Raw genomic sequence first — 17,621 nt, forward strand, 5'->3', positions numbered from 1 at the left:
CCCACCAATATCTGCTTGGGTGAAGGCTTCATATTCGCAAGGAACGGTTTTGCATGGCCACGCCTGACGATCGGCTGACGACGCTGGAAATCCGCGCCGCCGAGCAGGAAAAGACCATCGAGGAACTGTCCGGCCAGATCGCCGAACAGTGGAAGGTGATCGAGCGCATGGAGCGCAAGCTTGCAGCCCTGACCAACCGGTTCCTTGAACTGGAGGAGCAGACCGCCTCCGACGTGCCGGTGAGCAAGCCGCCGCATTGGTGAGGAGCCATGGGAAAAGACGGCCATGTCCAGTGAAAGCGACCGCGTCGCCCGGGCCGGCGACTATGTCTTCGGCTTGATGAACGACAGAGAACGCGCCCGCGCCGAGCGCGACCTCGAGATCGATCCCGCCTTTCGCGACACGGTGCTGCGGCTCGCCGAGCGCCTGCGCGCGCTTGATCCCGCGGCGCCCGGAGCGCGCGGCAATCGCTGGGAGCTGGTCACGCAACGCCTTGCCGAACTGCCGCAGATGCAGGCGCGGCTCGCCGGCATTGCCGCTCCCGAGGCCGAACCGCCGCCGGTGATGATCCACCGGGTCGAGCGCAAACCCTACGGCGTCGGCCTGCATTCGCTTGGCGGCAGGCTTGGTTTTGTCATTGCGCTCGCCCTGCTGGCAGCCTTCGCGCTCGGCTATCTCGTCGGGACGTTATAGGATGTCGCCTTCGGCCACGGCTTCGATCGTCGGCCGCATCACCCCCGGCCAAAAACGAAACCGCCGGGCGCTGGCCCGGCGGTTTCAACCCTGCTTCAGCTGCCGATCAATAGGGGCACTTGTTGTCAGCGGTATAGTCGTGCACCTCGATCTTGCCGGCGATGATGTCGGCCTTGGCCTTTTCGACCGCTGCCTTCATCTCGTCGGTCACCAGCGCCTTGTTGTTGTCGTCCATGGCGTAGTCAACGCCGCCTTCCTTGAGGCCGAGATTCTGGAGGCCGCCCTTGAAGGTGCCGTTCTTGCCGTCCATGAAGGCGTTGTAGACGGCGACGTCGACGCGCTTCATCATCGAGGTCAGCACCTTGCCCGGCTGCAGGCCGTTCTGGTTGGAATCGACGCCAACGCCGAGCTTGCCGGCATCCGCCGCCGCCTGCAGCACGCCGACGCCGGTGCCGCCAGCCGCCGCGTAGACCACGTCGGCGCCCTGGTCGATCTGCGTCTTGGCGATCTCACCGCCCTTGGCCGGGTCGTTCCAGGCGGCCGGCGTGTCGCCGGTCATGTTCTGGATGACGTCGGTCGCACCTGCCGACTTGGCGCCGCCGACATAGCCGCATTCGAACTTGCGGATCAGCGGGATATCCATGCCGCCGATGAAGCCGACCTTCTTCGACTTCGATGCCATCGCCGCCAGGATGCCGACGAGGTAGGAGCCTTCGTTCTCCTTAAAGACCAGCGAGCGCACATTGGGCAGGTCGACGGCATCGTCGATGATGGCGAAGTTCAGGTCAGGATAGTCTTTCGCGACCGCTTTCAGCGCGTCCTCCCAGGCAAAGCCGGCCATGACGATCGGGTTGCGGCCGTCCTCGGCGAAGCGGCGCAGCGCCTGCTCGCGCTGCGAGGCATTCGAGACTTCGAATTCGACATAGGCGACGCCGGTTTCGGTCTTGAACTTCTCGGCGCCGTGATAGGCGGCCTCGTTGAAGGATTTGTCGAACTTGCCGCCCAGATCATAGAGGATGGCCGGCTGCACGTCCGCGGCGAAAGCCGGAAGAACCATTGCGGTTGCGGCCAGAAGGCCGAGAACGATACGTTTCATGTGATCCACACCCTGTCGGTTATTTTTCCGTTTTGCGCCGCCTGCCTGCCCGGTTCTCCGGCAGGCTGGCGATGCCAGGCAGGAAGTGTTTGCCCTTCCCGCTCGCGGCCAATCTGGCACGGCGCGAAACAAAATTCACGTGGATTTTTGACCTGTTGGAAAAAGCGGTTACCGGCGGTCCGGCACGGCTCTTTGAGCAATTCCAGGAAAAGTGAAGCGGCAGGCTCGGCGGTTTCGCCGTAGCATTCCGCCCGGAATAGCGTCGCAACAAGAGCCTTCAGGAACTTGGAGCGAATTCCGCGCCCCGGCGCCTGCGCCGGTAGCCAATGGCGTAGAGCAGGAAAGCAAGCACCGCGAACACGGCGAAACCAGGCTGCGCGAGCACCCAGGCGAAGGCGCCGTCCCACACCAGCGGACTTGCCTTGGCGCGCACGAAGCTCTCGAAGGCGGCCCGGGTATCCGGCGAGACCGCCAGCCAGCTTGCGTTGAGCGGCGTCATCACCAGCGAGGAGGCGGCGACCGAGCGTGTAGTGTCGATCACCGCCATGATGACCGAAATCGACAGCGCTATCATGGCTGCCAGCCGAAAGATGAAACGCAACATCGACGCTCTCCCGGGAAGGCTCCCGTCTACCCCGCCATCGACATAGAGCGTGCGTGGTTCCCGCGCAATCGCGGCCCCCATGAAATTGACACCTTGAAATTACCGAGCCCGCGGCGGCCCGCGCCGGTTGACCCGCCAGATTGCGAAAATGCCGCCGGCGATCGCGCCGACGATCAGGCCGCCCAGCCCGATGAAAGCGGCGAAAAATCCGCAGGCGCCCTCGAAGCAGCTCATATGCGTCAGGTCCGCGATCAGCGAACCGGCGAAGAACCCACCAAATGCGCCGATCACGCCGCCAAGGATGATGCCGAGCAGCGCGGCGAAGATCGAGACGAAGACCGGCGGCCGCTCGGTCTCCAGGTTGGCGTAGACCGTCTCTGCGCCGGCCCCGTTGCGCAGGAGATAGATACAGAGCAGGCCGACGGCGATCTCGGCGACGGTGAAGCCCAGCCCCTCGGCCGAGAACACGAAGTCGGACACCAGCAGCACATAGGCCTGGCGGACCAGGATCCATATGATGATGGCGACCTGCCAGATCGTGTAGTGGCGCGGGAAACGGGCCGATCGGTTGAAGGCGAGACCAAGCAGGTACAGCCCCCACAGAATGGTGATGACGCCGCCGGCGAGGCCGCCATAGATCAGGAAGAGGACGTTATCCGGCAGGCTGAAGTCGCCGATCAGCCGCCAGTTCGAGATCAGGCCATAGGCCGACAGGCCCATGACGATGACGAGCCAGGCCACTGGGATGAAGGAAAGCCCGCTGTCCGGCCGCCCCGCGGGTTGCTGGTCGATCGATGCCATGTCAGGACAATGCCCCTCGCAAAGCCCAATGCAATTCTGCAAGCAGTCGACAGGCAGGCAAGGCCGAAGTCAAGCTCGCTTGCAGAGCACCGACCACTTCACGGCGACAGCCGCCTTTCCTCCTCGACCGCTTTCAAGCGCACGACCGACACCGAGCAAAGGGCCCGCGCCACGACCTTGGTCGACACGCTGCCGAGGTGGCGGCGAATTGCCGAAGAGGATCGGGCGCCGACAACGATGTGCCCGACATCATTGTGCTCGGCATAGTTGAGGATCGCGTCGGCCGGACTGACCGCCTCCAGCACGTGATAGCTTATGCGGTCCTCCGGCAGATGCAGCGGACGCGCCCAGTCCTTCAGCGCGACCAGCCGCTGCAGATAGACAAGGCGCCCTGATTCATCGACATCCGGTGTCTTGCCGACAATCTCGGTCTTCAACACCGTCACGCAGGCCAGCCAGGAATCCGGACGTGCCGCAAGGACACGCGCGGTTTCGTTGCGAACCTCGCCGGCCAGCGCATCGCTTCCATTGGCAAGGTCGACCGCGGCCAAGACGATCGGCGGTCCGGCGCGCACTGCCGAGCTCGCCGCCTTGCCAACCAGCGACTTCTCGTCCGTTCTGCGGAAAAGGTTCCTGATCGCGCCCCAGACCCGTTCGTTCGACAGCGCGCTCTTCCTGGCGACCACAACCTGATCGGGATTCCTGAGATCCGAAAGAACATGCGCCGCTTCGCCATAGCGCCTGGATCGGTCGACTTCCATGCAGCGCACAATGACGGCCTCCAGCCACCTAGGTATGGCCTTATCGATGTCTCGCGGCGGCTTGGGCGCATGGTAGAGCCTGCGCTTCATTCCCGCGAAAGTGGCCGGACGCCCGAATGGCTCCTCGCCGGTGGCGAGCTGATAGAGGATGCAGCCCAGCGCGAATATATCGCTTGCCGGATCGGACCTCTCGCCCAGCACCTGTTCCGGCGACATATAGGCTGCCGTGCCCATCGGCACGGAACTCTCTTCGCCGAGAAGGTCCGGAAGCTCCGCATGGCGGGCGAGGCCGAAGTCCAAGAGCACGGCGCCGCGCTCGGCCAGAATGATGTTTTCAGGCTTGAGATCGAGATGGACGACCTTCTGGCGGTGCAAGGCGGCGAGCGCCTTCGCGATTTCCGCGCCGATCCTTGTCACCTCGTCCGGCGGCTGTGGCGCGCGGTTCGTCAGCTCCGCCAGACCGATGCCGGCGACGAACTCCATGGCAATATAGGGAACCTTCGCCAGGCTTCCGGATGCCGCGAAGCGTGGCACATGCGGACCCGACAGGCGTTTGAGGATCAGTTCCTCGGCTTCGAAGCCGAGAATGACGGAAACGTCTCCGCCCGGGTCGAGAAACGGCATCTTCAGCAGAAGCGGGAAATCGAAATTCGGATTTCTCGCGCGCCATAGCGTTGCCATGGCGCCGGATTGAAGCCGCTCGACGAGCTCGAAACCATCGATGCTTGCCCCTGCCTCGAACTTCTGCATCCATCGCCTCCAGGTTGACTAGCGGCCGATCTTCAAGCGCATGCCGAGCCACCCGGGCAAGCCTGACGCCTGAATCTTGCGGGCGGTTTCTTCATGATCGTAAGGAACGCGCACCATCGTCACCTCGCGCCGTTCCGTGTCGAGAAGCGCGAAGCAGGCGGCCGGGTTGCCGTCACGCGGCTGGCCGACCGCCCCGACGATGACAAGATGCCGCCTAAGCTCGGACAAGGGCGCCCCTACATTGTCCAGCGGCCGAAAATGAACCGGCCGGCTGCCGGGCAAAGCGTAGTAGATGGCTGGAATGTGGGTATGGCCACAGAAGATGAAGCGGGCATCGCTTGACGACAGGCAGCGTTCTGCCGCGTCGACGTCCCGTATATACAGCCATTTTTCCGGCCGTTCCGCGCTGGCGTGCACATACAGCCGGTCTTCGGACCGGAGCGAAAGCGGCAGCTGCGCGAGAAAGTCGAGATGCTCCTGGGCGAGCCGTTCGCGGGTCCACTCGATGGCGGCCCGCGCGTTCTCCGTCATGTCGGTCCGGCCCAAGGCCGCCGCTTCATCGTGGTTGCCCTTGATGCAGAACGCGCCGCCCTCCACCAGATCGGCGGCTTTCTCGACCACATAGACAGGATCGGGCCCGTAGCCGACCAGATCGCCAAGCAGAACCAGCTGGTCCGGCGCCTGCTTCCGAACGACCTCGAGGACTGCGTCGAACGCCTCACGGTTGGCATGGATGTCAGACAGGATCGCGATGCGCATTCAACCTTGTCCCGGGAAGCGGGCAACATAGCAAGGCGACGGCTGCAAGGAATTTGATCCGGCTCAATGCCCCTGCGCGAGCTTACGGCGGAGATTCCCCCCAATGCGGTCACCTTGTCGACTTCCACGACATTGCCTGCAGATCGCTGTCCACCCTCTCACGCACGCTGAAACCAGGCTGCAGCTTAGGCGCGAACGGTCTTACGGGTCGGCCCGCATACATCACGCGAACGCGCGGCACGCCCTCGTTGCGGCGGCCTTCGAGGCCATCCACGGCCAAAAGCCTTTGCATCGCCATTATGGCTTGGCATTCGCTTTCGGATCGACTAGATGAGCCCCGCGCCTGTTTGCCTAGACGGCTAGCGGGTGCGGGGAAGGGTTGCCCGCCGGTTGAAGGCACACCACATATCCGTCAAGGACTTCCCATGGGAGCATCTCCCCAACCCGCGCGGCAAAACCGGCCGGCGCGAGATGTCAAGGACGGAGAGGTGGCCGAGTGGTTGAAGGCGCACGCCTGGAAAGTGTGTTTACGGGAAACCGTAACGCGGGTTCGAATCCCGCTCTCTCCGCCAGAATTTTCCTAATAAATCAATGATTTCATACACTTATATCATTATTGAAGTGCTTCAAGATCGAAGCGACCTTAATCTGCGTAACAAACCGCCAAGAATCCGCTCAGTCCGCCACAGCGTCGCTCAACGTCGAGGTGGTCAGCATCCTATTCGGGGCCGCAAGCAGACGTCAGCTTGCGGCCGCAGGCTTTCGAGGGCGGAAGCCGAAGAAGATCTTGTATATCGCACGGCCTCACGGCGTGCGGGCAACGTGCGAGCGCGGGCAGGGTTAGATCCTAACCAATGCGACGCGGCAGACCGCCTTTCGCACGAAAGAACGCCCCCTCATAGCGAGAACCGCTGAAGCCCAAGCGGAGAATCTGCGTCCGGCAATGCCGAGGAGCGCCGTACCTTCCAGCGCGCCGACATGGCTCGCTCCTTATCCCGCTCGTCCGAGGTCGGCGGCAGGTTCAGGGCCAGGAGACGGCGGACGGGGCTCCCAGACCCCGAGCTTGCGCAGGACACGCACCTCATCGCGGATGAGCGTCGTCAGCGCGCGTATGACCGTCGTGGTCGGCCGCTGGCTGGATGTCGCCAGAAGCAGTTCCCGCTCGATCGGCGGGTTGCGGATGCGCCAGTAGTTGATCCTGCCTTCGGCGACGAGGTTGTGGCAGCTCGAATAGGACAGGATAGTGTAGCCTATCCCCGCCTCGACCAGCCGCAAGGTCGAGGGCATGGCGTCGACCTCGACCTCGATGTTGGGCTCGATGCCGGCGGATCCGAGGATGTGATCCAGCACCACGCGCAGCCCATGCGGCCTCGCCGGCAGGATCATCGGCAGCCGGGACATCACGTCGGCGTCGACGGGACCGGGGCCGAGATTGTGCGGATCGTTCTTCGCGCCGAGCAGGAATAGCTCATCGCGCAGTATGGGTTCGGCCAGGAGATTGTTCATCCTCGGCGCGTTGTACAGGACAGCGACGTCGATCTTGCCCATCACCAGCCATTCGAGCAGATGGCCGCTGAAGCCTTCGATCACCCTCAGGCTTACCTGCGGGAACTGGGCGCGGAAATTCTGTACCAGGGGCGCCGTCAGCACGACGCCGACCGAGGGCGGCATTCCGAGCACGATCGTGCCACGCGGGTTCGATCGCAGCGCCGCCAGTTCCGTCTCGGCGCGCGCGGCCTGCTCAAGCAGGGCCACTGCGTAGCTTTGCAGAATCTTGCCGGCTTCCGTAAGCACGATGCCGCGGCCATTGCGATAAAGCAGCGCGACGCCGACCTTGTCCTCGAGCGCCTTGATCTGCCGGCTGAGCACCGGCTGGCTGATCGAAAGCGCCACCGCCGCGCGCGAGAAACTGCCGAACTCGGCCACGGCGGTGAACAGCTGCAGTTGCTTCAGATCGAACATTAAAGTGCGGCCTCTGGCTCGAATGCGGTAACCGCATTGTTGGAGCACGCGGCAAACGCCTGAGTTTGGGACACAGAGCGACGGTTGACAAGGGAGGCCCAGCCGGCGCCTTGCAAAGCTGTTATGCGGCGAGCGAAGCTTATGCTGCGCTCCGGAATTGGCTTATTTGCTAGCCCATGGCCGTCTGCACGAGGCGGCCTTCCCGGAGTAAAAACTTTGCAGACTCGAACGCTTGGGTTCGTTGGGCTCGGCCGCATGGGCGCGCCCATGGTAAGACGGCTTGCTGAAGCGGGCCACCATGTCATCGTCCATGACGCCAGGCCGGATGCCGCCGCGGACCTGCCGGGCAATTCTATAAGCGTGGCCGCCACGGCCGCCGCCGTCGCCGACGAGGCCGAGGTGGTGTTCTGCAGCCTGCCGACGCCGCCGATCGTCAAGGAGGTCGTGCTCGGCGCCGATGGCTTGATATCGGGCGCGAAAGCCAAAGTGGTAATCGACCTGTCAACGACCGGGCCCAGCATGGCCAAGACCATCGCGGCGGAGCTGGCCGGCCGCGGCATCGCCTGGGTCGACGCGCCGGTTTCTGGCGGCATCGCCGGAGCCAGCAGCGGCTCGCTCGCGGTAATGGTCTCTTGCAAGAAGTCGGTGTTCGATGAGATCGACCCTGTGCTGGCCAATTTCGGCAAGCGGTTCTATTGTGGCGAGAATGCGGGCACCGCGCAGGTCGCCAAGCTCGGCAACAACATGATCGCGGCGGCCGTCATCCTGCTCTCGGCCGAGGCGCTGGCGATGGGTGTGAAATCCGGGCTGGACCCGCGTATCATGTGCGACATTATCAATGCCTCGAGCGGCCGCAACAGCGCCACCCAGGACAAGTTTCCCCGCGCTGTGCTGCCGGGAACGTTCGATTTCGGCTTCGCCACCGCCCTCTCCTACAAAGACGTTCGCATGTGCGTCGACGAGGCGGAGAATCTCGGCGTGCCGATGGTCGCGGGCTCGCTGGTAAGACAGATGCTCGCCGCCACGAATGCCCGTTTCGGACCGGACTCGGACTTCACTTCGATGGTACGCATCGTCGAAGAATGGGCGGGAATAGAAATCCGCGCCTGAAGGTGGGAATCGCGGAGGACTGGGGAATGGCAAGCTTCACGAAGCAATTGGCCGACACGCTGGCCGGCCTGCCCTTGGAAGTGTTCAGTCCTGCCGTCACCGCCAAGGCAAAGCTTTGTCTGCTCGATTTCCTCGGCTGCGCCTTCGAGGCGTCCGCGCTCGATCCGAGCCAGCAAGCGCTGGCCGCGGTGACGCCGGCGCGCGGCGGCCACATCATTGGCGAAAGCCGGCAGGCCACGCCGGCGGACGCGGCCTTCGTCAATGCGGTCAAGGGGCATGGGCTGGTCCGCGAGGACATGCACGCCGGATCCGTATGCCATCACGGCGTTGTCGTCTGGCCGCTGCTGCTGGCGCTCGCCGAAACGAAGGCGGTTTCGGGGATCGACCTGCTGCGGGCGGCAATCGTCGCCTATGAGGTCGGCGGGCGGCTGGGCCGAATGCTGATCGACCGCGAGCTTTCGGGACTGTTCAGGCCGACGGGGCTGGTGGCTCCGATCGGCGCGGGATGTGGCGCCGCGCGGCTCATCGGCCTCGACAAGGAACAGACCGCGGCCACGATCGCCTTTGCCGCCAACACGTCGTCCGGCCTCAACCAGTGGCCGAAGAGCGGCGGATCGGACATGTTCTTTCATCCGGGCTTTGCCGCGCGCAACGCCTGGATGGCGGTCCAGCTTGCGGCCGCCGGTGCCTATGGCAGCCCGGACGTGCTTGAGGGAAAATCCGGTTACTTCGCCGCCTTCGCGCGCCGGCCGATGCGGGGGCCGGTGCAGCTCTTCCCCGACGGCGAGGCCGATATCCTGGCGGTCTACCACAAGGCCGCGCCTGCCTGTAATTTCGCCCAGACGGCCTGCCAGACCGCGCTCAAGCTCGTCGAGATGATCGGTCCCGGCGCAGCCCCCGTCGAGCGGATCCACATCCGTGTCCCCGCCGCCGCGGCGGCCTATCCGGGTTGTGACAACACCGGCCCCTTCGAGCGTTCACTCCAGGCCAAGATGAGCATTCCTTATGGCGTTGCAGCGGTGTTCGCCAGCGGCCGTCTCTCGGAAGACAACTACAGGGACCTGCGGGATAAGGAGACGCTGCGGCTGATCGATGCCAGCGACCTCTCGGCGAGCGACGAACTGACGGCACAGTTTCCGGCCAAGCAGGGCGCCAGCATCGATGTCGTGCTCGGGGACGGGCGGCAGCTGTCGATGGGGCTTCCGGATGTGATCCCGGCGACCGAAGCCGAAATCCGCGAGCGCTTCAGGTCGGCCGCCGCGCCGATCGTGGGCGGCGAGGCCGCAAGGTCGATCGAGGACTTCATCGACCGGCTGGAGTCCAAGAAGGATGCCGGCCGGCTGATGCCGCTCTGCGCCACCAAGGAAAAGGCCAGGCCGCGAAGAGCGGCTTGAGCGGGAAGGCGCATGGAGGAGGCTGAATGACAGTTCGGCGAAAGACAGCTTTCGTCACCGGCGCCGCGAGCGGCATCGGCCGAGCCATCGCGACAAGCCTCCAGGCCGACGGCACGCGCATCGTGCTTGCCGACCGGCAGGCCGAGGCGCTTCAGGCGTTGGCAAGCCAACTGGGCGGCGAGGTCTTTGCGCTCCCGCTGGACATCACCGACGCGTCGGCCGTCGACGCTTGCCTGGAACAGGTGCCGGCGGAATTCCGCGACATCGACATACTGGTCAATAATGCCGGCCACGATATCGGCGGCCGCATCCGTTTCGACCAGGGATCGGCGGATGATTGGTCTGCCATCATCGAGACCAATCTGATCGGCCTGATGCGCGTCACGCGCGCGATCCTGCCCGGCATGGTCGCGCGCGGCCGCGGCGACATCGTCAACATGAGCTCGATCAGCGCGCTCCGGATCGTGCCCGAGCAGGCGCCTTACTCAGCCAGCAAGGCCGGCGTGCACATGCTGAGCGACATCATCCGCGGTGAGCTCGCGGAGACGCCGCTGCGGGTCATCGAGATCATGCCCGGCCTGACGCGCACCAGCATCGTCACGACCCGCCACCGCGGCGACGAGGAAGCGGCGCGGCAATATTTCGAGCGCTTCGGCATGGCGCTTGACCCCGAGGACGTGGCGCGCTGCGTGATTTTCGCGCTGAGCCAACCGCCGCATGTCCAGATCGCGCAGATGTTCGTCCTGCCGACGAACAGGTGGTAGGTCCCGTCGCCCAGGCCTGCACTGAGCCGGGCGGCCGGGGCCGGCCTGTTCAGTGCACGGCCGCGTACATGATGCGGCTTTCGGTGGCCTCGGCGATGTCCATCTCCTCGACGACGCGCCCCTGCCGGGCAACGAGAATACGATCCGAGAGAGCCAGGATCTCAGGCAAATAGGACGAGATCACCACCACCGCCATGCCGCTGTCGGCAAGCTCGTTGATGAAGCTGTGGATCTCGACGATGGTGCCGACATCCACGCCGCGCGTCGGCTCGTCGAGGACGACCAGCTTCGGCTTCTGGATGAGCGCCTTGGACAGCACGACCTTCTGCTGGTTGCCGCCCGACAGCTCGATGACGCGCGCATCGGCATCGATCGCCTTGACGCCCAGTCGCTTGGTCCAGGCCGTGGCAAGCTCGCGCGCATTGCGCGGTGTGACCGCGGTCAGCGGATTGGTGCCGATCGCCAGCGCGCCGAGCTGGACGTTGCTGGCAATCGTCATGGTCTCGAAGAAGCCTTCGATCTTGCGGTCCTCGGTGACATAGACGATGCCGTCGCGCACAGCGGGCCGGGGCGTGCGGTAACGGACCGGCCGGTCCTCGAAGCGTACGGTGCCGCCGTGGAAATAGTCGCGCTTCAAGACGCCGGCGACGATCTTCATCGTCTCCGTCCGCCCCGCCCCGACCAGGCCGAACATGCCGGTGACCTGCCCCGCGAACACCGAGAAGGAGGTGTTTCGGACCGTATTGCCCATCGACAGGTTCTCGACGCTCAGGATCTTCTTACCCATCGGCCGCGCCTTGCGCTTCTCGCCGGCATAGAGCTCGCCGGACAGGATTCGTCCGACCATCGCCTGCACGATGCGATCGCGGTCGAAATTGCGCGTGTCGTCGGTGACGACGACCTTGGCGTCGCGCATCACCGTGATGCGGTCCGACAGGTAAAGCGCTTCCTCCAGCGCATGGCTGATGAAGATGATCGCGATGCCTTGCTCCTTCAGCCGGCGCGCCAGGTTGAAGAAGTGGAATTTCTCTTCCGGCGTCAGCGTCGCAGTCGGCTCGTCGAAGATGATGAGCCGGGCATGGTGATGCACGGCGCGCGCGATCTCGACCATCTGCTTCTTGCCGGCGCCCAGCGTGGAAACCTGCGACGTGGGGTCGACGTAGAAATTGAGCGACAAAAGATAGCGCTGCGCCTGGATGTTGAGGCCGCGCAGGCGGTTGAAGAGTTTTTCGTCGCCAAGATAGATGTTCTGCGCGACCGACATGGACGGAACCAGATTGGTCTCCTGGAAGACCATGGCGACGCCCTGCGCGAGCGCATCGGAAGGCGAGTTGAAAACCGTCGGCTTGCCATCCAGCACCATCTCGCCCGAGGACGGCTGATAGACGCCGGCCAGCACTTTCATCAGCGTCGATTTGCCGGCGCCGTTCTCGCCGAGGATGGCATGGATCTCGCCCCGACGGACGTCGAGGTTGACGTCCGAGATCGCGAGCACGCCGCGAAAGTCCTTGGACACCCCGCGCAGTTGAACCAGTGAATTCATGCCGCCGTCTCGTCGTCGATTGCCACGATCTTGCCCGAACCCTTGGCGCCGGCGATCAGCCTGCCACCTGTGTCGCAGAGCGACGTCACGCCATGGACATCGCCGTCGGCACGGCTCTGGTAGCTGCGCAGCATGGCCATGCGGTCGTCGCATCGCACCACCAGGCCGGTCGACCATGTCGGCGACCACGGCTTGAGCATATTGAGTTTCTTGCGCGCGCCGCCCTGGATCGGCTCGAGAAAGCTCTTTCCGGTCGCAAGCGCCGGCGCGATCCAGTAGGCCGGATCGATCGTGTCGACCATGCGGCGCCGGTATTCGTCCTCCTTGAGCACGAATTCGACCAGCGGATTGCGGGGCGCGAACATCGCCAGCCAGAAGCCGCCCGAGGCGGACGGCGTCATGCGACCCGGATAGGCGGGCAAGGCCGCAAGCGCGACGCGGGGCTGTGAGCCGACCGCCAGCGCAAGGACGCGATGCCGCCACGCTTCAGCGACAAAGATGTCCTCTCCCGAAAGCGCCAGGCCTGCCGCGAACTCCAGCCCGCCCAGAAGCCGTTCGGCGCGGCCGCTGCGGGTATTGATGCGCCACACCGAGCCGCTCGCCGACTTCGTCATTAGGTCGCGCTTCCATTCGCTCGCCGCGTGGCGATCCGATCCGACGGCGACGAACAATGTCGTCGGATCGGCGAAGACCATGGCCGTCACGCAAGAAGGATTGATGCCTTCGACCTTCAGCGGCCCTGAGGCGGCGCCGGGACCCTCCAGGAAAATTCCGCGCCCTTCGACGGCGATCGCCAGGCTTTCGCTCAAGGCGGCGATGCTGCTCACCGGTCCATCCATCGGACAGCGCGCGCTCAGCTCGAATTGCGAGGCATCGCCGGTGGCCGACAGCGTCAGCAGATCGTTGCCGGCAGAGCAGAGGATGCCGTCATGCGCGGCCGTGAGGTTGTCGACATCGTCGAGCTGCATCAGCATCGGCATCGCGTCCAGCTTCGCGTTCGGCCGCAAGGGCCCGTCCATCGGCGGCACGGTGCTGCCGGTGAGATCGAAGCCGCGAAAATTGGCCCAGGCTTTCCAGATGGCGATCATGAGCGGGCGCCCCAATAGGCGTCCTGCGCGCACCAGTTCGGGTCGGCATCGGGCAGGCGGTAGCGCCCGATGCGGTTGTTGGAGACGCCGCCGAGATAGAGCCAGCCGCGATGCTCGCGCATTGAGGTGATCATAGGATGGTTGAGGCCGCCAAGGTCCCAGAGATTGTCGAGGATCTCGCCCTTCTCGTTGAACTTCACCACGCAGCCGGTGTTGATGTTGGGATAGAGCCACTGGTCCGGCGCGACGCGACGGGCCATGCGCTTGCGGAAACCGGGCATGCGCAGGGCCAGATCGAGCGCGGGCCCGCGCATGCCGAGCAGCGCCAGCCAGTAATTGCCGTCGGAAGAGCGGTTGATGTTGTCCGGGTAGCCCGGCAGGTTTGAGATCACTTTCTCGGTCCTGCCCTTATTCGGCCCATAGAAATAATAGCGGCTGATCGAGCAGGTCCAGCTCTCGGCGAACATGAAGGATTGCCCGTCGGGGCACATGGCGACGCCGTTTGCGAACACCAGTTTCGGGATTTCCGTATGCGTCTTGCCGGTGCGCGGATCGTAGCAAATGATGCGCCCGCTGGCGCGGCTCTCGAGCGCATCGGTCGCCCAGTCCTCCTGCTCGTAGCGGATGGTCGCCTCGCTGAAATAGATGCGGCCGTCCGGCGCCACATCGACGTCGTCGGCCAGCCGAAGGCGCGAATCGTCCACCACCGAGAACCAGCTGCGGTTGGTCTCGTCGGTCAGCTTGGTGACTGTCTTGTCGGGCGCCACCTGGAAAAGCCCCATGCCGCCGATGCACACGAGCAGATTGCCGGCCTTGTCGAAGGCCATGCCGAGCGGATGGCCGCCGATATGCGCGAACACTTCCGAGCGTTTATGGTCGGGACCGAAGAAGCGCACGATGTCGCCATGGCGGGTGCCGCAATAGAGATTGTCGTCGCGATCGAGGATGACGTCCTCAGGCCCTTCGATCTCGCCGAGGCCGATGATCTCGACGGAACGCAGGCGATCGTTGAGCACATAAGGCGAGCCAGGCGCATCGACCTGCGGCGAAGGCGGCAGCGACAGATAGGCGGGCGAGACATAGACCTTGGCCAGGATGCGGTGGCGGTGCTTCTGCCAGCGCATGTCGACGAAGACGGCGAGCAGCAGGATCGCGCCGAGGATCGTCGAGGTTATCGGACCGCTGATGCCGAGATTGATCAGGCCGTTGGTCAGCATGAGCACGAGCAGGCTGCCGATGATGGCCTTGGCGACGGAGCCGCGGCCGCCGCCGATGGCGGTGCCGCCGAGCACAGCGGCGGTCAGCGCCTGGACTTCCAGGCCGACGCCAGTGTCGGACCCCGTGCTCCCGAGGCGGGCCGCGAACAGGAAGCCGGCGAGCGCGCACATGGTGCTCGACGCGACATAGGTTAGGAACACCATGAAGCGCACATTGATGCCGGCGTTGAAGGCCGAGCGCCGCGCCCCGCCGACGGCCGTCAGCCGCCAACCGGGCCGCATGCGTGACAGCACCAGATGCCAGGCGAGCGCGATGATCAGCGTGATCACCAGCGACACCGGAATGCCGAGCACCGTGCCTTCGCCGATGAACACCCACAGATCCGACATCGAGAACCCCGACATGATCGAGGTGGACATGCGCACGAAGACGATCTCGTAGAGCGAGCGGAAGATGATCAGGCTGACCAGCGTAGTCAGGAAGGCGCGCAGCCGCAGATAGCCGATCAGCACGCCGTTGATGGCGCCGCAGATCATTCCCATGCCGAGAATGCCGGCGAGAACAGCCGGCACGGGCAGCTCGTAGACATTCACGCCGATGAGCGAGAACAGAACGGCCAGCGAAAAGACCGAGGCCACTGAGAGATCTATGCCGCCCGAGATCATGACGACGGTGAGCGCCAGGACGACAAGCCCGAATTCGGCGAACTGCCGGGCGAGATCCGACAAGCTGGACAGCGACAGGAAGTCGGGAATGATCGATCCCATCACCAGCACGGTAAGCACCAGCGCGGTGAACGGGATGGCGTTGTCGATCCATCGCTTGGACATGATCTCCCCGATCAGATGATCGGGGAGATAGCGCGAGCGCAGAGACGCTAGAGTGTCGCTTGACATGATGCTGATTGACTTGCCCCGGCTCACTTCAACTGGTCGAGCGACCAGCAGGTGCGCGGACCGATATTGTCTTTCGTCAGCAGCGTCAGCGGCGTGTAGTAGGAGGTCTTCGATTCGCCTGCCTTGGCGGGCGACAGCAGCGTCTGGACGATCTGCTGGTTGATCGCGTTGCCCTGCAGCGGCACGTCATAGCTGATGATCAGGTCGAGAAGCCCCTTCTGGATGTTGTCGCAGCCGATCTGGTTGCCGCCGCCCGAGGTCACGACATAGACGTCGTTTGCCTTGCCCGCCGCCTGGATGGCAGCGCCCGCGCCGACATCCTGGTTGTCCCAGTTGCCGACCACGCCGCAGAGATCGGGATGCTGCTGCAGCACCGTCTCCATGATGGCGCGCGCCTTGGCCGGATCATACTGGGCGGCCTGCTCGGACACGATCTTGATCGCCGGGTCCTTGGCGAAGGTCTGCTTGTAGGCATAGAGCTCGTAGAGGTCCGACGCCGCTGTTGGCTGGCCGCGGATGATCGCGATCTTGCCGGACTTGCCCGATCCCGTGCCGCACTGCTTCACCAGCGCGTCCGCCTCGATATAGCCGACGCGCGACCAGTCGGCGCCGACATAGGCGTCGGTCGGCACTACCGATTCCAGGTTGAGCTGGACCACCTTGATGCCGGCGTCCATCGCACGCTTCAAAAGGCGCGCATAGGACTGGACGTCAGGATTGTGCGCGATGATCAGGTCTGGCTTTTCGGCGATGAGCGCCGTCAGCGCCCGCGTGCCGCCGTGCTCCAGTTCGGGTCGCGGATCTCGAGCGTGTAGCCGAGGTCGGCCGCCTGCTTGCGCATGATCGCCGCCCAGCCCTCCGTCAGGTCGAAGCCCATGGCCAGCGGAATGAAGACGACGCGCTTGCCCTTGAGGCCGTCGTAGAACGGATTGCGCGACGGATTGTCGAGGCCGTCATCGGCATGTGCGGCCCCCGCCAGGCCGAGTGCCATGAGCCCGGCCGCCAGGATAGTTCTGAATTTCATGATTTCCTCCCATTGGATTGCAAAGCTTGTCTTCAGATGTCGCCCTGGCTCTGTTGCGAAGTCTGCTCGTCCCTGGGGTTGATGAAGCTATCGACCGTGATGGCGAGCAGCAGGATCAGGCTCTTGATGAGGTTCTGCGTCGTGTAGGTGATGTCGAGGATGGTCATGCCGTTGAGGAGCACGCCGACCAGCAGCGTCCCCACCAGCACGTTGCGCACGCTGCCGCGGCCGCCGCTGAGGCTGATGCCGCCGAGCACGACGACCAGCAGCACGTCGTAGATCATCGTCGAGTTGTAGACCCGCGTGCTCATTCCCGAGACGGCGGCGGCCATCACCACGCCGGCGAGGAAAGCGATCAGAGCGCTGATCACATATTGCGCCACGATCAGCGGGCGCAGCGGCAGGCCGGTGATGCGCGCGGCGAGCGCATTGTCTCCGGCCGCGTAGACGAAGCGGCCGAAGCGCGTGCGCATCAACACCAGCGCGACCAGTGCGGCCAGCACGGCAAAGGCGACGATGGGCATCGGCAGGCCGAGGAAAGCCCCTCGTCCAAGGAAGTCGAACCAGTCGACGCCGGCAGGCGAGTTCTGAACGTCGATCTGGAACAGGAAGGCGCGTCCCGAGCCATACATCACGAGGCCCATCGCAAGCGTAGTGAAGATGGCGGGAATGTCTGCATAGGCGATCAGGATGCCGCTCGCCAAACCGATGACCAGTGCCAGCAGGGCGCCGTAGACCAGAGCCGTGTCGAAGGGCATACCGGCCTGCGCCATCGACAGCACCCAGGACAGCGACACCACCATGGTCGCCACCATGGCAAGGTCGATACCGCGGCCGATGACGACCAGCCCCATGCCGAGGCCCAATATGCCCAGGATGGAGACGCTGCGCACCAGAGCGATCAGATTTCCCGCGGTCAGGAAATTGTTCAGCGTGGCGGCGAAAACCACGAACAGCGCGACGGCGAGCGCGAACACCACGCCCTCCTGCGACAACCGCGCCTTGGCCATTGCGCCACCTCCCGAACCAGGCCTTGCCGGCCCGTCGCGAAGCCCTTCGCGACCTGCTTTTCCTCGCCGCGACCATCCCCTTTTTGGCTGGCTCAAGACATATCCGCCCAGGGAATATCAGTTATGTTTCATGCCGGGCGGGGCATCG

At 64.3% G+C, this 17,621-nt stretch carries 17 protein-coding genes and 1 tRNA gene; 6 read left to right on the forward strand and 12 right to left on the reverse strand.

Features of this window, described 5'->3' with window-relative positions; all coding sequences use genetic code 11:
• Positions 1–53 precede the first annotated feature (53 nt).
• Positions 54–263, forward strand: a complete 210-nt coding sequence (locus tag EJ068_RS07725) for a SlyX family protein (RefSeq protein ID WP_126081396.1) — start codon at positions 54–56, stop codon at positions 261–263.
• Positions 264–285: 22 nt separating this feature from the next.
• The gene (locus EJ068_RS07730; protein ID WP_126081395.1) at positions 286–693 is read left to right on the forward strand and encodes a hypothetical protein; all 408 of its coding nucleotides are present in this window, start codon (positions 286–288) and stop codon (positions 691–693) included.
• A gap of 106 nt (positions 694–799) precedes the next feature.
• Here EJ068_RS07730 and EJ068_RS07735 read toward each other — a convergent pair whose 3' ends face one another.
• From EJ068_RS07735 to EJ068_RS07755, 5 genes are all read right to left on the reverse strand, one after another.
• Complete coding sequence (locus tag EJ068_RS07735; protein WP_095817026.1) at positions 800–1,789, reverse strand: BMP family ABC transporter substrate-binding protein; 990 nt, start codon at positions 1,787–1,789, stop codon at positions 800–802.
• A gap of 277 nt (positions 1,790–2,066) precedes the next feature.
• Complete coding sequence (locus EJ068_RS07740) at positions 2,067–2,393, reverse strand: hypothetical protein (protein WP_126081394.1); 327 nt, start codon at positions 2,391–2,393, stop codon at positions 2,067–2,069.
• 99 nt (positions 2,394–2,492) lie between these two features.
• Positions 2,493–3,194 (reverse strand): DUF2569 family protein, encoded by a 702-nt coding sequence (locus EJ068_RS07745; RefSeq protein ID WP_126081393.1) that lies wholly within the window; start codon positions 3,192–3,194, stop codon positions 2,493–2,495.
• A 98-nt stretch (positions 3,195–3,292) separates the two neighbouring features.
• Positions 3,293–4,705, reverse strand: coding sequence for a bifunctional serine/threonine-protein kinase/universal stress protein (locus tag EJ068_RS07750; protein ID WP_127386018.1), 1,413 nt, complete (start codon positions 4,703–4,705; stop codon positions 3,293–3,295).
• Between the two features lie 18 nt (positions 4,706–4,723).
• Positions 4,724–5,464 carry a metallophosphoesterase family protein gene (locus EJ068_RS07755; RefSeq protein WP_128315787.1) on the reverse strand — a complete coding sequence of 247 codons (741 nt, stop codon included), beginning with the start codon at positions 5,462–5,464 and terminating at the stop codon, positions 4,724–4,726.
• Between the two features lie 482 nt (positions 5,465–5,946).
• Between EJ068_RS07755 and EJ068_RS07760 the strand changes: the two genes are divergently transcribed.
• Positions 5,947–6,036 (forward strand) — tRNA-Ser (locus tag EJ068_RS07760).
• A gap of 418 nt (positions 6,037–6,454) precedes the next feature.
• Here EJ068_RS07760 and EJ068_RS07765 read toward each other — a convergent pair.
• Complete coding sequence (locus tag EJ068_RS07765) at positions 6,455–7,426, reverse strand: LysR substrate-binding domain-containing protein (RefSeq protein ID WP_127249552.1); 972 nt, start codon at positions 7,424–7,426, stop codon at positions 6,455–6,457.
• Between the two features lie 216 nt (positions 7,427–7,642).
• On the opposite strand from EJ068_RS07765, the gene EJ068_RS07770 reads away from it, so the two are divergent.
• From EJ068_RS07770 to EJ068_RS07780, 3 genes are read left to right on the forward strand one after another with little or no spacing between them, the layout of a single operon-like run.
• Positions 7,643–8,536, forward strand: coding sequence for an NAD(P)-dependent oxidoreductase (locus tag EJ068_RS07770; protein ID WP_127249551.1), 894 nt, complete (start codon positions 7,643–7,645; stop codon positions 8,534–8,536).
• A gap of 26 nt (positions 8,537–8,562) precedes the next feature.
• The gene (locus EJ068_RS07775) at positions 8,563–9,930 is read left to right on the forward strand and encodes an MmgE/PrpD family protein (protein WP_189342176.1); all 1,368 of its coding nucleotides are present in this window, start codon (positions 8,563–8,565) and stop codon (positions 9,928–9,930) included.
• Positions 9,931–9,956: 26 nt separating this feature from the next.
• Positions 9,957–10,694 carry an SDR family oxidoreductase gene (locus EJ068_RS07780; RefSeq protein ID WP_127249549.1) on the forward strand — a complete coding sequence of 246 codons (738 nt, stop codon included), beginning with the start codon at positions 9,957–9,959 and terminating at the stop codon, positions 10,692–10,694.
• Positions 10,695–10,743: 49 nt separating this feature from the next.
• Here EJ068_RS07780 and EJ068_RS07785 read toward each other — a convergent pair whose 3' ends face one another.
• The 6 genes from EJ068_RS07785 to EJ068_RS07810 all read right to left on the reverse strand — a co-directional run bounded on the left by EJ068_RS07785 (position 10,744) and on the right by EJ068_RS07810 (position 17,473).
• Positions 10,744–12,237: a sugar ABC transporter ATP-binding protein gene (locus EJ068_RS07785; protein ID WP_127249548.1), complete on the reverse strand. Its 1,494-nt coding sequence runs from the start codon at positions 12,235–12,237 to the stop codon at positions 10,744–10,746.
• A complete protein-coding gene (locus tag EJ068_RS07790) occupies positions 12,234–13,325 on the reverse strand; it encodes a hypothetical protein (protein ID WP_129554505.1) in 1,092 nt (363 codons plus the stop codon). The genes EJ068_RS07785 and EJ068_RS07790 overlap by 4 nt, the downstream gene beginning before the upstream one ends.
• Complete coding sequence (locus EJ068_RS07795; RefSeq protein ID WP_245463368.1) at positions 13,322–15,373, reverse strand: SMP-30/gluconolactonase/LRE family protein; 2,052 nt, start codon at positions 15,371–15,373, stop codon at positions 13,322–13,324. Before EJ068_RS07795 ends, EJ068_RS07790 begins: the two co-directional genes overlap by 4 nt.
• Before the next feature lie 89 nt (positions 15,374–15,462).
• Entirely contained in the window at positions 15,463–16,293 is an 831-nt protein-coding gene (locus tag EJ068_RS07800; RefSeq protein ID WP_129554506.1) for a sugar ABC transporter substrate-binding protein, read from the reverse strand.
• Positions 16,200–16,463, reverse strand: coding sequence for a hypothetical protein (locus tag EJ068_RS07805; RefSeq protein ID WP_129554507.1), 264 nt, complete (start codon positions 16,461–16,463; stop codon positions 16,200–16,202). The genes EJ068_RS07800 and EJ068_RS07805 overlap by 94 nt, the downstream gene beginning before the upstream one ends.
• Before the next feature lie 32 nt (positions 16,464–16,495).
• A complete protein-coding gene (locus EJ068_RS07810) occupies positions 16,496–17,473 on the reverse strand; it encodes an ABC transporter permease (protein WP_127249546.1) in 978 nt (325 codons plus the stop codon).
• Positions 17,474–17,621 lie beyond the last annotated feature (148 nt).

This window comes from Mesorhizobium sp. M2A.F.Ca.ET.043.02.1.1, from assembly GCF_003952405.1.
GTDB lineage: Bacteria > Pseudomonadota > Alphaproteobacteria > Rhizobiales > Rhizobiaceae > Mesorhizobium.

Excerpts from the sequence above, each read along its gene's own strand:
- EJ068_RS07725 (WP_126081396.1), top strand. The coding sequence starts at position 54 with ATGGCCACGCCTGACGATCGGCTGACGACGCTGGAAATCCGCGCCGCC.
- EJ068_RS07730 (WP_126081395.1), top strand. The coding sequence starts at position 286 with ATGTCCAGTGAAAGCGACCGCGTCGCCCGGGCCGGCGACTATGTCTTC.
- EJ068_RS07735 (WP_095817026.1), bottom strand. The coding sequence starts at position 1,789 with ATGAAACGTATCGTTCTCGGCCTTCTGGCCGCAACCGCAATGGTTCTT.
- EJ068_RS07740 (WP_126081394.1), bottom strand. The coding sequence starts at position 2,393 with ATGTTGCGTTTCATCTTTCGGCTGGCAGCCATGATAGCGCTGTCGATT.
- EJ068_RS07745 (WP_126081393.1), bottom strand. The coding sequence starts at position 3,194 with ATGGCATCGATCGACCAGCAACCCGCGGGGCGGCCGGACAGCGGGCTT.
- EJ068_RS07750 (WP_127386018.1), bottom strand. The coding sequence starts at position 4,705 with ATGCAGAAGTTCGAGGCAGGGGCAAGCATCGATGGTTTCGAGCTCGTC.
- EJ068_RS07755 (WP_128315787.1), bottom strand. The coding sequence starts at position 5,464 with ATGCGCATCGCGATCCTGTCTGACATCCATGCCAACCGTGAGGCGTTC.
- EJ068_RS07765 (WP_127249552.1), bottom strand. The coding sequence starts at position 7,426 with ATGTTCGATCTGAAGCAACTGCAGCTGTTCACCGCCGTGGCCGAGTTC.
- EJ068_RS07775 (WP_189342176.1), top strand. The coding sequence starts at position 8,563 with ATGGCAAGCTTCACGAAGCAATTGGCCGACACGCTGGCCGGCCTGCCC.
- EJ068_RS07780 (WP_127249549.1), top strand. The coding sequence starts at position 9,957 with ATGACAGTTCGGCGAAAGACAGCTTTCGTCACCGGCGCCGCGAGCGGC.
- EJ068_RS07785 (WP_127249548.1), bottom strand. The coding sequence starts at position 12,237 with ATGAATTCACTGGTTCAACTGCGCGGGGTGTCCAAGGACTTTCGCGGC.
- EJ068_RS07790 (WP_129554505.1), bottom strand. The coding sequence starts at position 13,325 with ATGATCGCCATCTGGAAAGCCTGGGCCAATTTTCGCGGCTTCGATCTC.
- EJ068_RS07795 (WP_245463368.1), bottom strand. The coding sequence starts at position 15,373 with ATGTCCAAGCGATGGATCGACAACGCCATCCCGTTCACCGCGCTGGTG.
- EJ068_RS07805 (WP_129554507.1), bottom strand. The coding sequence starts at position 16,463 with ATGAAATTCAGAACTATCCTGGCGGCCGGGCTCATGGCACTCGGCCTG.
- EJ068_RS07810 (WP_127249546.1), bottom strand. The coding sequence starts at position 17,473 with ATGGCCAAGGCGCGGTTGTCGCAGGAGGGCGTGGTGTTCGCGCTCGCC.